General features: G+C 30.8%; 11 protein-coding genes and 1 pseudogene. 2 read left to right on the top strand and 10 right to left on the bottom strand.

What is annotated here, in order from left to right; all coding sequences use genetic code 11:
- Nucleotides 1–30 precede the first annotated feature (30 nt).
- Together G4L40_RS07145 and groL are read left to right on the top strand one after the other, a co-directional pair.
- Nucleotides 31–381 carry a four helix bundle protein gene (locus G4L40_RS07145; protein WP_166236518.1) on the top strand — a complete coding sequence of 117 codons (351 nt, stop codon included), beginning with the start codon at nucleotides 31–33 and terminating at the stop codon, nucleotides 379–381.
- Between the two features lie 38 nt (nucleotides 382–419).
- Nucleotides 420–2,045, top strand: coding sequence for a chaperonin GroEL (gene groL / locus G4L40_RS07140; RefSeq protein ID WP_166236517.1), 1,626 nt, complete (start codon nucleotides 420–422; stop codon nucleotides 2,043–2,045).
- 74 nt (nucleotides 2,046–2,119) lie between these two features.
- Here the strand turns inward: groL and G4L40_RS07135 are convergent, their stop codons facing one another.
- From G4L40_RS07135 to G4L40_RS13185, 10 genes and pseudogenes are all read right to left on the bottom strand, one after another.
- Nucleotides 2,120–2,881, bottom strand: coding sequence for a DUF2490 domain-containing protein (locus G4L40_RS07135; protein WP_166236516.1), 762 nt, complete (start codon nucleotides 2,879–2,881; stop codon nucleotides 2,120–2,122).
- 5 nt (nucleotides 2,882–2,886) lie between these two features.
- Nucleotides 2,887–4,494, bottom strand: coding sequence for a SulP family inorganic anion transporter (locus G4L40_RS07130; protein WP_166236515.1), 1,608 nt, complete (start codon nucleotides 4,492–4,494; stop codon nucleotides 2,887–2,889).
- Between the two features lie 14 nt (nucleotides 4,495–4,508).
- Nucleotides 4,509–6,377 carry a proton-conducting transporter transmembrane domain-containing protein gene (locus G4L40_RS07125; protein WP_166236514.1) on the bottom strand — a complete coding sequence of 623 codons (1,869 nt, stop codon included), beginning with the start codon at nucleotides 6,375–6,377 and terminating at the stop codon, nucleotides 4,509–4,511.
- A 4-nt stretch (nucleotides 6,378–6,381) separates the two neighbouring features.
- Nucleotides 6,382–8,877: a YbcC family protein gene (locus G4L40_RS07120; protein WP_166236513.1), complete on the bottom strand. Its 2,496-nt coding sequence runs from the start codon at nucleotides 8,875–8,877 to the stop codon at nucleotides 6,382–6,384.
- Nucleotides 8,878–8,950: 73 nt separating this feature from the next.
- Nucleotides 8,951–9,322 (bottom strand): hypothetical protein, encoded by a 372-nt coding sequence (locus G4L40_RS07115; protein ID WP_166236512.1) that lies wholly within the window; start codon nucleotides 9,320–9,322, stop codon nucleotides 8,951–8,953.
- A 121-nt stretch (nucleotides 9,323–9,443) separates the two neighbouring features.
- The gene (locus G4L40_RS07110) at nucleotides 9,444–9,785 is read right to left on the bottom strand and encodes a heavy-metal-associated domain-containing protein (protein ID WP_166236511.1); all 342 of its coding nucleotides are present in this window, start codon (nucleotides 9,783–9,785) and stop codon (nucleotides 9,444–9,446) included.
- 21 nt (nucleotides 9,786–9,806) lie between these two features.
- Complete coding sequence (locus tag G4L40_RS07105; protein WP_166236510.1) at nucleotides 9,807–12,047, bottom strand: TonB-dependent receptor; 2,241 nt, start codon at nucleotides 12,045–12,047, stop codon at nucleotides 9,807–9,809.
- A 55-nt stretch (nucleotides 12,048–12,102) separates the two neighbouring features.
- On the bottom strand, nucleotides 12,103–12,513 hold the full coding sequence (locus tag G4L40_RS07100; protein WP_166236509.1) for an HYC_CC_PP family protein: 411 nt from the start codon (nucleotides 12,511–12,513) through the stop codon (nucleotides 12,103–12,105).
- Nucleotides 12,514–12,555: 42 nt separating this feature from the next.
- Nucleotides 12,556–13,161 (bottom strand): MBL fold metallo-hydrolase RNA specificity domain-containing protein, encoded by a 606-nt coding sequence (locus tag G4L40_RS13190; RefSeq protein WP_394367765.1) that lies wholly within the window; start codon nucleotides 13,159–13,161, stop codon nucleotides 12,556–12,558.
- A gap of 180 nt (nucleotides 13,162–13,341) precedes the next feature.
- Nucleotides 13,342–13,911, bottom strand: a pseudogene (locus tag G4L40_RS13185) (MBL fold metallo-hydrolase); the annotation flags it as partial.
- Nucleotides 13,912–13,916: the final 5 nt, after the last annotated feature.

Genomic DNA, 13,916 nt, shown 5'->3' with positions numbered 1-13,916 from the left:
AATAAGCATTAAGCTATAAGCAATAGGCGGATGAGGGATTTTAAAAAATACGATATTTGGCAATTAAGTCATGAATTAACTTTAGAAGTATATAAAATTACTTCAATTTTTCCAAAGGAAGAATTATTTGGAATAACAAGTCAATTAAGAAGAGCTACTTCGTCTATACCAACTAATATAAGTGAAGGTTGTGGTAGAAATAGCGACAAAGAATTTAACCAATTTCTCAATATTGCTTTAGGCTCAGCTTTAGAAACAGAATATCTTCTTATTCTCTCAAAAGATTTAAATTATCTCAATCAGGAAAAATTTCAAGATTTAGAATTAAAAATCAACAATATTAAAAGTAAAATTTACAAGTTAAAACAAAAATTAACATAGCTTAAAGCTTATTGCTTAAAGCCTAAAACTAAATAAAAATGGCAAAAGATATAAAATTCGATATTGAAGCTCGCGATGGTTTAAAACGTGGAGTTGACGCATTAGCAAATGCAGTAAAAGTAACTTTAGGACCAAAAGGAAGAAATGTAATTATTTCAAAATCATTTGGAGGACCAACAGTAACTAAAGATGGTGTTTCTGTAGCAAAAGAAATCGAATTACAAGATCCATTAGAAAATATGGGTGCTCAAATGGTAAAAGAAGTAGCTTCTAAAACCAATGATTTAGCAGGTGACGGAACAACAACTGCAACGGTTTTAGCACAAGCTATCGTCAAAGAAGGCTTGAAAAATGTAGCTGCTGGAGCAAACCCGATGGATCTAAAAAGAGGAATCGATAAAGCCGTTGAAACTATAGTTGCTGAATTAGGAAAACAATCGGTAGCTGTGGGTGATTCTTCTGAAAAAATCAAACAAGTAGCTTCTATATCTGCTAACAATGATGAAACTATTGGTGATTTAATCGCCGTAGCTTTTGGAAAAGTTGGAAAAGAAGGCGTTATTACTGTTGAAGAAGCAAAAGGTACAGATACTTATGTTGATGTTGTTGAAGGAATGCAGTTTGACAGAGGATACTTATCCCCATATTTCGTAACTGATGCAGACAAAATGGTTGCTGAATTAAGCAATCCATACGTTTTATTATACGATAAAAAAATATCTAACTTACAAGAATTATTACCCGTTTTAGAGCCAGTAGCACAATCTGGAAGACCATTATTAATTATTGCTGAAGACGTTGATGGACAAGCGTTAGCAACTTTAGTGGTAAATAAATTACGTGGTGGTTTAAAAATTGCTGCTGTAAAAGCACCAGGCTTTGGAGACAGAAGAAAAGCAATGCTAGAAGACATCGCAATTTTAACAGGAGGAACTGTAATTGCTGAAGAAAGTGGTTATTCATTAGAAAATACTACTTTAGACATGTTAGGAACTGCAGAAAACATTACTATTGACAAAGACAATACTACAATTGTAAATGGTTCTGGAGATGCAGAAAACATTAAAGCTAGAGTAAATCAAATCAAATCACAAATTGAAACTACAACTTCTGATTATGATAGAGAAAAATTGCAAGAACGCTTAGCTAAATTAGCTGGAGGTGTTGCCGTTTTATATGTTGGTGCTGCTTCTGAAGTAGAAATGAAAGAGAAAAAAGATCGTGTTGATGATGCTTTACATGCAACTCGTGCAGCTGTTGAAGAAGGAATTGTTGCTGGTGGTGGTGTTGCTTTAGTTAGAGCAAAAGCTACTTTAACAAGCATCAAAGCTGAAAATGCTGATGAAGCAACAGGAATTCAAATTGTAAACAAAGCGGTTGAAGCACCTTTAAGAACTATTGTTGAAAATGCAGGTGGTGAAGGTTCTGTAGTAATTGCAAAAGTTACTGAAGGAACTGGAGATTTTGGATTTAATGCAAAAACTGGAGAATACGTTCAAATGTTAGCTGCAGGAATTATTGATCCTAAGAAAGTAACTCGTGTAGCCTTAGAAAATGCTGCTTCAGTAGCAGGTATGATTTTAACTACCGAATGTGCTTTAATAGACATTAAAGAAGAATCATCAAGCATGCCTATGGGTGGAGGAATGCCAGGCATGATGTAATTCAAAATACTTATCATAAAAAAATCCGATTAGAAATTCTAATCGGATTTTTTATTAAAAACTAAACTCAAAAACTATTTACTAAAATCAAAATTTGTTATATATGACAACCTAACCGTTGGATTACTTTCTTGTAAGGTGTTTGAAAAATTCCAAATATTTTGATGAATATAACTCAACTGAATCTGATGATTTTTGTTAAAATTATAACCAACTCCACCAATTATTCTATTTTGATTTAAAAATGTTTTACCAGCATTAGACCCTAAATTCATAAAAACCTCATCTCCAAATAAAGCAAATAATTGTGTGGTTTCGGCATTTTTTATCAAAGGATAATTAAACAGTAACATATATCGCATTCTATTTCGATATTCATAATGATCAATTGCAAAATCACCGTTAGATTGCATTGCAGTAACACCTACATAACGAAACTCATCTCTCAATCGATGTGAAATTTTCAAATCGCCATGATTATAAACAAATGCTCCTTGAATCCAAAAATGATCTTCCGGTATTGCAATTTTGTTTAACGAAGGATTTCCGTATGAATAGGTATTATAATGACTATAACCCAAACTACCCATAAAACTTTTTGTAAATTGATAATCTACTGAAGGTCTAACAAAATATTGTTGCTTTTCAGAAAATCCATTAGCATAACGCATTGTTGCTTCAAAGGAAAATGAAAACTTTTCAGTTATCTTGTTTTTTCCAAAATAATGAAGCCAAATATCATTATTACTAGATTTTTCCTGTCCAAACATCAAAGACGAACAAATCAAGCTTAACATTAATAATAAAGCTAGCTTTTTTTTAGATATAATATTCATACAAATTAAGCTAATACATTTTTTCTAGAAGATTTTGGATGACTTGATAATGGTTTGTGATTATCCAAACCTATTATTGTAACAGAACCACCATCTGGATGCGCTTCATAATCATGCTTAAAATGCTCTAAGTTTTCCAAAACAGAATGATCTACTAATTTTGTTTTTTTCAAACAAATACTAACATGATGCCCTGGTGGAATTTCCTCTAACTTTCTTTTAATTCCTAAAAAATTTGAAAATATGGCTGCTTTATTAATCTCAACTTTATATTCATCACCTTCAAAGGAAACAACTGTTGGCGCTTTAAAGAATGAAGAAATTGGCGTACCATTATACATGTGAATGATCATTTTTAAAATCATTCCTACGGCAATACCAACTAATAAATCTTCAAATAATGTTACCAAAACTGTCACTGTAAAAATCAATAATTGTTCTTTACCAATATGAAGCATATGAATGAATTCTTTTGGATGAGCTAATTTAATTCCAACACTAATTAGCATAGCTGCTAAAGCTGCATTAGGAATCATTTCTAACAATGGGGCAGCTAACAATACAAAAAGTAAAACAAAAAAACCATGAAAAAAGTTAGCCCAACGCGTTTTAGCACCATTATTTACATTTGATGAACTACGCGCAACTTCCGAAATCATTGGCAATCCACCCAATAAACCTGCAAAAGTATTTCCTATTCCTACGGCAATCAAATCTTTATTTGCATTTGATTTTCTTTTGTATGGATCTAACAAATCAATTGCTTTAACAGTTAATAATGATTCTAAAGTTCCTACTAAAGCAAACATAATCACATACTTAATAAATAATCCTGTTTGACTAATTCCTGAAAAATCGGCATTTAGATTAATATTATCGATTAGGCTTCCAATTTTTACTAAAGCGTAAGGTGGTTCAGAATGCGCAAAATCCATGTATAATTCAGCAGGAATTGCAAAAAGCAACACAACTAAAGGCGCCGGAATCATTTTTATGGTTGTATTCTTAATATAGGGCCAACCCAGCATTATAGATAAACTTACTAGACCGATTATACTGGCTTTAGCATCTAAATTTAAAATAAACTTTGGAATATTAACCAATAATTCAATTGGCCCCATTCCTTTTGCTAATGCAGGATTATCATTTAACAAAACAGGAATTTGCTTAGCAATGATAATGATTCCAATGGCTGCCAACATCCCATGAATAGTTGAAAGCGGAAAAAAATCTGCTAATTTTCCTAGTTTAAAAATTCCAAATAGAATTTGAATAATTCCTGCTACAACCATAGCTCCAAGAGCCAATTTCCATCCAAGATTATTATCTCCTTGACCAAATTCTGCAACGGCACCAGCAACAATAACAATTAAACCAGCCGCAGGACCTTTAATAGTTAATCTAGATCCCATAAAAAAAGAAACCACAATACCACCAATAATTGCTGTTATCAACCCCATTATTGGAGGAAATTCAGATGCTTTTGCAATCCCTAAACTTAAAGGTAATGCCAATAAAAACACTACAAAACCAGAAATAGCATCTGTTTTAAAATTCTCTTTTAAGCCCGCTAATCCATCAGCAGGTATATATTTTTTTATTTTTGAATTCATATTTATATAAAATTTTAAGATGATTTATAAGGCAACTCATGATATGTTTTAACATGTGGCCCTAAAAATAAACGTGCATAAATTCGTATTCCTGCGATTCCTGAAACGATGAAACTTGAAGAAACAAAAAATGCTAAAAAAACTTGGTTACTACCTATGTGACTAAAAATCAAATCTTCACCAATAAATGTCGTAGTAATTGGAAAACCAGTAATTCCTAGTGTCGCCAATAAAAAGAAAAATGCAAAACTAGGATGCTCATAAATATGTCCTAAATACTGATTGATTAAAATTCGCATTTCCATCTTTTTCAGTTTTAGTAAAGCCACATATCCTATAATTCCAGCAATTACAATACCAGCTAAGTAAACTAAGATTTCACTAACACTAACCTTTTCATTAAAAACAATAGCTAGCGCAATCCAAAAATGATTTAACACAATTAAAATCCATGCTAAAAAAGGACTTTTTCGTTCTGAAAATGATTTAAAAACAAAAACTAACCCTATGAATGCAAATAGTTCTGGTAAAATAGAAATTAATTGTACTGGTAAATTCAATTTGAATTTATAGGCTAAAAAACCTAAAACATATAGTGGTACAAAGAAATAATACACTCGATTAATATTTAAAAAATCTAATGTTTTTCCAATTGTTTTCAAAGGTTTCCATAAAATTAAATTTTGAAAACTCTCTAAGTTAAATTCTTTTAAAGCTAAAATGTACAATGTGTTTTCAATTTTCTTTGGAAAGAAAAAAGTTGTTTTATTTTCTTTTGGTTGAAAATTATAAAACTGATCTCTGATTAAATAGCTAACAACAGAAGGCGAAACCAACAATTGATACGTTCTTAAAAACGCATTTCCTGCAAAATGAATCAAAGCTAATGTTTCTAAACCAAGTGCTATTTCAATAAATATAATTCCAATTTGAGAAATAGAACTATAAGCAACTTGACTTTTAACAGAAGATTGAACTCTTGCCATCAATGAAGCTGCTACACTAGTGACTAATCCCATCAAGCCAATTGCAATTCGCATTGACGTTTGGTGCTCCCAAAATGGATATGTTCTCAACATTAAGAAAACTCCTAAATGCACAGAGAGCGAACCATAAAAAATTGCAGACGAAGGTGTTGGTCCTTCCATAGCTCTTGGCAACCAAGATGAAAATGGAATTTGTGCAGATTTTGCCGCAGCAGCACAAGCCAAACTCAACGCTATAAAAACACCAATTAATGAATGACTTTGCAAGTGTTCGTTAACCAATTCATAGTTATTTAACTTCATGAATGTAATGTTTTCATGAAATAAATGATGACTTGCCCACATTGTCAAAATCAATCCTACATCGCCTATTCTATAAATTGAAAAAACTTTAAAAGCATTTTTTACAGGTAAATAACGTTCTCTATAAAAAGCAATTAATAGAAATGAAGAAATTCCGATGATTTCCCAACCTATAAAAAGTGTTTCAAAATTTCCAGATAGTATGGCTAAATTATACCCAAAAAAGAAAAATAAAACCGTGTTAAAAAATCGTTTATAACCTTTTTCTCTATGCAAATAATAACGACTATAGGTTGTTATCATTGATGTTAATAAAGCGCCGACAAATAAATAAACCGCAGAAATTTTATCAAAATAAAAATCAATAAAAAATTCATAATTTGCGGTTTTTAGAAAAGTAATTTCTTTTAAATTCAAATCATCTCCACCTTGAAAAATCCATATAAAAATAAAAATTACTAATCCTATTAATTGTATAAAAACTGTACCAAATGCCGTCCAAGAAATAGTTTTTTCTTTCGCTTCAGGTATCAGTAAACTTATTACAAACCCCAATAGAGGTAATAATAAAAAATATTGAAGTATATCGTTCATTGTATTAAGCATTAGTTAGAATTCCTATCGGAAGATTTTCTTTCGTTTTTTCAAATAACTCCTGTTCGTTTTTGATATAATGTGCCTCTTTTGAAACCGTTTTATACACTACAAACTCTTCTTCATTAAAAACAAATATCTCTTTCGATTCTGGATGAATAGCTATTAATTTTACCCAATCGTTCTTAAACCATTCATATGTTGCTGGGTTTTTACTTATCGCATATTTTACTTTATCTGGAAAATGTTCAGCAATAACTAACAATCGAACTGGGTCATGAACTTCAATCATTTGACTTGGCAATCCAGGTCGTAAATCACCGTCGATTCCATTTGCAACGCCGATTAGTCCCATAACATTATGTGGCAATTTTGAACCTGCTCCCAGCTTTTGATTATCAACTCTAGAAAAATAATATTCCAAGTTAATTCCTCCGCCAACTGGTGCAATCGCTCCTAGAATAACTGCTAAATAATCTCCCGATGGATCAACTTTATAATCAAACGAGTTTAAAAACGAGCGTCTATCTAAAAACAATTGTTTCGACAAATTTCTTCTTCCTACAATACACATGGCATTTGTAGCATGATTCAATTCTGGTCTTGGTTCAAATAATGAAAGTGAACGTTTTTTTACTTTCTCATGCACTTTTTCAAGTGACTCGTTCGTTTCTATGGTGTCAAATCGTCTTGAGCGTTCCTTTGCATTATGCTCTAAGGCTTTTGCGAATGTTATTACATTTTGTTGGTGCAATGCTTTATTGATGTCACTTAATGTATCTTCATCATAAAAAGCAATTTCATCACGAGTTGTATCATGTAAAGCCGGTAGAAACTGAGTAGTTGTAGGAATATCAATTCCTCTTAGCTTCAACAATTCTCTTACTTTTATATGATTAGCCGCAAACGAAGCTACTTTTGCATTTACAGAACTTGGTCTTCCACAACAAGCACCACAATCATAACCTGCATAATGGGTATTATTGATACTTGTAGCTCCATGACCAACTACATAAACTATGGGTGAAAAATTTTCAACTAGACCAATGCTCTTTAACAATCCTTCTACTCTATCTGCCATTTCTACTACAGAAAATCCAACTTGAAGATTATCTTCTTTTTTATCTATATCAAAATTTTCAATAATCAATTTTGATTTTTTATGTAAATGCTTAAAAGAAGCTGTAGTTGCAGGAGACATTGAAGGCTTGAAAATATTCAAAAACAACTTAAATGCAGCAGAAAAACCTAATGTTTGACTAATTATCCAACCAAAAAAAAGTGAATGTGATTGTTTGTGATAATGTAGATCTGTCGCTTGCTTTTTCTTTCTATACTCTTCTTTGATTAAATACTTTGGAGTTACCGGAGCTGGACATAATTTAGTATGAAATTTTCCGTTAACTGGTTGAAAATAAAATTCAAAGTTGAAAAATGCTGGTGTTCCAAATGTTGCTGCACTATTATCAAAATGTTCTATATGTCTTCTAAAAGAACATTCTCTATCATCCATACAAAATAATCCTTGAAAAGTTGGAACTTCTCTTGAATCATTTTCCTTAACATGTTGCACATTAGATAACACTTGATCATAAAAACTCCATTCAAATGCTTGTTGCCATAAAGAAAGAACGTCAAAAAGTTCATTATATCTTACGTTTTCAAACAAATTGAATTCTTCTGGTCTAACCTTTAAACCAAGTGGAGACCAATTGCTATTAAACTTTTTATCTAAGGCATCAATCTCTAAAAGCAGCTCAAATTTGACTAATTCTTCAAAAGTAATCGCCTTTGCATCTAGTAATGAACTTGGATTAGACTCAATAGTCGCAATCATTCCGCTCCATCCTGGATGTGAAAATTGCTGGTCAAAAAGATATTGTTCAAACAATTCTTCTTTTCCTACAATAATTTCTAATAATTGAGTTATTGAAGCATTACTATTTAATAATTCTTTGGCTCTTTTTGAAGTAAAAATTCCTTTTATAGAATTCTTTTCAATAGTAATAATTGATGCTAAAAATCCTTGATCGTGAATCGGGAAATTCCACATTGCAATTCCTTGATCCAAATAACTACACAATACACGAAACAGTATACTATGCGTTGATTTTTCTAAGTTAATTGCATATTCTTTTTTCCAATGTGAACGTAAACTTCCAATTCTTGGATTTATTGACTCATCGTAATTTTGATGTATCAATTTTTCCTTCCATAAGTCTAAATTAGATTGTCCTTTAGATTCAATTAAAATTTTATCTAAAACCTTTTCATTAATCTCCGAATTAGCATATCGTTGTCTAAAATCTTCTAAAGAAAGATAGGTTTTATATCCAAAAATTGTAGTCGCTTCTTGTAATGCTTTATGGAAATTTTTATGCTGAAAAGCATGCAAAGTATTGTGATGCACAAAATCTTTCAACGGATTTTGCGCTGGTAAAAAATGGGCTAAGTGATGAAGAACAGCATGTTCATCAAAACTTCCGTTATGTGTTTTCATTTTTAAATGAAATTGAATTAATACTTAATTTATTATCTCAAGAACTACTTGAAATTATTAAAATAACATTGTATTAAGACAGGTGAAACTTCCAATTACAGAATAAGTCATATAACGGAATAGTTTCTTTTGTAGAAAAATAAGGCTTATAAAAAAGTTTTGATTGATTTTGAATATTTAAAAACCCAACAAAACAAGTTGTAAATTCTGAATTATACCATTCTAATTCAACTTCAAATTCTGGTTCTAATTCAGTTATTACAAAGTCATTTTCTGCAACTTCTGTGGTAATAAAATGCGAAAACTCTTTTTCCGAATTTCCTTTTATAGCTATTTTATTATCAGAAGAAAATGTTTCTTTTTTTATGTTTGGAACAGCACCAATAGCCCACATTGATAATATGAGTAATGGGAATAAAAACATAAACTTCTTCAACTTGCTCAAAACGTATTGACTTTTTTACCTAAAAGTGAGACAAAAGTAATGGATTAATTCTTCCTAGAATGTATTTTAAGATTAATTTATAAAAAAAATCCCGAAATTAAATTTTCGGGATTTTTTAAAATTATAATCTTTCATAATTACAGCAACCATGAAGTCTTTCATAATCTTCATCTTTTGCTTTAACAATTTCTGTGTCATGTCCTACTTTTGCGATTGCTTTTGCTACATCTTCAACAGAGCATTTGTTTTCATCAATTATCAAATGAATATCTTGGTGATCAGCATGCCAATCTGCACTTTTTACTCCTTTTACAGAAAAAGCAGCTTTTTCAATACGTTTTTCACACATTTCACAATTTCCTGCTACTTTGATTTCAGCTTTTTTGTTTTTACTTTTTTTCTCTTGAGCTACTGCTGAAATTGAGAAAAAAGCTACTAAAATTGCAATTACAATATTTTTCATGTTATGGTATTTTTAAGTTAATTATTTAATTTTAAATCTTAATCCTGCATAGTACATAGCTCCAAATGTTGGTCCATATATCATACTACTATCAAAATATGAGCCAAATGGATTCTCATTTTGAACAATTCCGTTATTCTGTTTATAATTTCCAATATTTTCACCACCAATATACATTTCAAATGTACTTGAAAAAGTACGTGTAATTTGAGTATTCATAACCGCAAATGCAGGCGCATAATCTGCTAATTGATATACAGTTGGGTTCATTGATGTATTTGGTAAACGTTGTTCTCCTAACCAATTGTATGTAAAATCAAATTTCCATTGTTGTCCTTTGTCTTTGATGTGTGTTTCAAATGATAAATTTCCAAAAAATCGATGCTTTGCTTGTAATGCTTTTTGTAATTGTCCTGTCGAAAATTGCGTTTGAACATCATAGTATTTATATGCCGTTTTAAAATTCAAATGCTTAATCAACTCAATACTAAACTCGGCTTGAAACGAGTTAGCAAAACTTTTTCCATCTAAATTATAAAATAAAACTTGCTGTGCATTTGCATCAATATCAACCACTGCTTGATTTTGAAAATCTGTAACATAATAATCTAAAATTACTTCTGAGCTCATTCCTAAAAGTTTGAATTTTTGAATAAAACTTAATCCATAATTCCAAGCAATTTCAGGATTTAAACCATATAATTTTCCGTCAGAATTAAGTATTGAAAAATCTCTTGAAGAAGCAAAAAGTTGTTGATTTTCAGCAAAAATATTAGCTGCGCGTTTTCCTCTTCCGATAGAAGCTCTAATGACCGCTTGTTCCCATGGGTTATATCTAATGTGCAACCTTGGTGTTACAAAAGTTCCTAATCTGTTGTGATAATCAGCTCTAGCTCCAGCTACCAGACTAAAATTGTTTAAATTATCAAAAGTATATTCAAAAAAAGCACCAACAGAATTATCAATTCGAGAAAAATCTTGATCAAAATTCACATTTACTACCTCATCATATTTATCATAAGCAAAGTTGATTCCTGTTGTAAATTTATTCTTTGTATTTGATATGATTGAATTGAATAAAAGATTAGAATAGAAACTCGTTTGATGAATATTATATTGATTTAAACCAAAATATGATTCTTGCTTGTGTGATTGAAATGAATTTTGAAAACCAAAACTTTGATAAGGCATTTCAGGAAAAACATAACCTGTTTTATTTGATATCTCTATTTTTTCAGTATTTACTTCACTTCCCCAAGCATTTGTGGTTAATTTATCAGTATCTGGATTAAAATCGACTTCTCCAGCTTGTTTTTCATCATTCATATAACGAAGATTTAAAAAACTAACCCACCCTTTCTCGGTATCATTATATTGCCAACGATTTAAAATATTGACTTGTTTACCAATTGGATTGTCTAAAAAACCATCGTCATTCATATCGTTTCTACTTTGTCTTGTATTTCCGTGAAGGAATAAAGTAGTACTTAATTTATCTGAATATTTATGGTTGAAATGTGTATTCAATTCATATCTACTATCTTGAGAACCATAAACATTTAAGAAAAAAGGAATGTCGTTAACTGGTTTTAATACCTCATAATTAATTTGTCCAGAAATACTTTCGTAGCCATTAATAACGCTTCCAGCACCTTTGGTAATTTGAATACTTTCTACCCATGTACCAGGCACAAAAGACAATCCATATGCCTGAGAAGCACCACGAACAGAAGGAATATTTTCTTCCGCAATTAAAATGTATGGACTGGTTAAACCTAGCATTTTAATTTGTTTATTTCCAGTAACTGCATCCGAAAAATTGACATCTATGGATGGATTTGTACTAAAGCTTTCAGACAAATTACAACAAGCCGCTTTTAGTAATTCTTTTTGGCCCATTGTTTGAACATTGGTTACTTTATAAAGTGAATGTTCGGTACTTCGCTTGGTTTTTGAAATAGTAACTTCTTTAAGATTATTTACTTCTTTAAGAATAATTGTGAGGCTTTCTGTTGATGTAACTTCAATTTTTTGTGTTTCAAAACCTTCATAACTAATTTCTAAAATAGAAAATTCGGCAGGCTTTTCAATTGAAAAATTACCTTTTTCATCAGATGTTGTTCCTGAGGTTGATTTTTGCCAAATGATATTTGCACCTAATAATGGTTGTTTTTTTTCGTCTACAACTATTCCTTTAATTATTTCTTGAGCAGAAGCTACTGAAGAGATAAAGAATAGCACTAACGCTATTTTTTTATACATAATACTATTGTTTATTGTTAAAATTCAGTGATTTACAGAATAAAAAACAATAAACTTATGCGTAGAATACTAGCTGACAATACAACTCATAGAGTGGTGGTGCGTGAGAATCGCAATAAAAATCTACAGCTGTTGTTTGTGAAATATTTTTCTCAGTAGAAAAAAACTGTGGTTTCCAATTAGATACCAAGATTGAAGTATCTAAATCTAGTTGAAAGGTTTTTACCAATATATCATCGGTTTTCTTTTCAACTTTAATTACTTTATTAGAACAGCAAGAATCATGAGAAGATGCTTTTGCACAACAAGAAGTAACTTTTTCAATACAAGGCTCTCCTTTTTGATATTGAAAAGAAATAGATGCAATTTCATCTTTACAATAATGCACAGAAAAACTCAAACCTAAATTGGCCAGCAAAATAAGTGAAGCTAATACAATACTTATGTGTTTTCTAAAATTCATCATGGCAAAAGTAAGAAATCAAAAAGTATTTTTAATAAAAAAATCCTAAATTTCAATTATTTGACCTAAAAATGGTGCTTGAGAATCAAAATCATAGCGTTCTTTTATCTTTAATCGCAACTCATCAGCAGCTTCATTCTCGCCATGAACTAAGAATACTTTTTTTGGTTTTACTACTAATTCAGATAACCAATTTAATAAATCATTTTGATCTCCATGAGCCGACAAGCTTTCAATTAAAAGAATATTTGCTAAAACTGGATAATATTTTCCATAAATTTTAATTTCTGTAGCACCTTCTAATAATTTACGCCCACGAGTTCCTTCCGCTTGATAACCTACTAAAGTTACTGTAGTTTCGGGTTTGTCTATTAAATGTTCTAAATAAGATAAAACTCTTCCTCCAGTAATCATTCCGCTTGCTGCAATAACTACTTTTGGTCGTTTATCATATACTGCATTCATACTGTCTTGAAAATCAGAAATTAAAGTAAATATTTTACACATTTCATCACACTCTTCCATAGAAAGTTTGTGCCACATGCGATTGTCTTTAAAAACATCTAGGACACTAATTCCCATTGGAGTATCAATTATATATGGAATGTTTGGAATTCTATCTTCCTTTTTAAGTTGCCAAATCAAGTACATCATCGTTTGAACTCTTTCCACAGCAAAACTTGGGATTACGATTGTTCCGCCTTTGTTAAAAGTGTTATTAATAATTGTTTCTAATTCAAATAATGAATTTGTTTGTGGATGCAATCTATTGCCATAAGTGCTTTCTAAAAAAATGTAATCTGCTTTTTGAGGTTTTTGAGGAGGAAACATCAATACATCATCATCTTGACCAAGATCTCCAGAAAAAATTAAAATTTTCCCATCAATATGCAACTCTATTGAGCAAGCTCCTATGATATGTCCTGCATAAATAAATTTAAAAAAAACATTCTCATTTAATTGAATTTCCAAATCTCTTTCTACCACTCTAAACTTTGGAATTACAGCATCAACATCTTCAGTTGTGTATAAAGGCTCTGCTGGCAAATGTTTAGAATACTGTTCCTCATTAGCCTTTTTTGCTTCCTCTTCTTGAATTTTTGCGCTATCATATAAAATCAATCTCGAAATCTCTTTTGTAGGCCGTGTACAAAAAATTTTACCTTCAAAACCTTCTGCAACAAATTTAGGCAACCAACCACAATGATCTAAATGTCCATGAGTCAATAGCACATAATCTATTGTTTCAGGTAAAATGGCTAACGGTTCACGGTTTAACTCACGCAAAGATTTTATTCCTTGAAACATACCACAATCAATTAAAATTCGGAGATTGTTATGCTCTATTAACGTTTTTGAACCTGTTACAGTTCCTGCTCCACCTAAAAAATGAATTTTCATAACTT

The organism is Flavobacterium celericrescens, assembly GCF_011392075.1.
GTDB lineage: Bacteria > Bacteroidota > Bacteroidia > Flavobacteriales > Flavobacteriaceae > Flavobacterium > Flavobacterium celericrescens.
The sequence above is the reverse complement of the archived record's forward strand: the minus strand, read 5'-3'. Positions and strand labels throughout refer to the sequence as shown.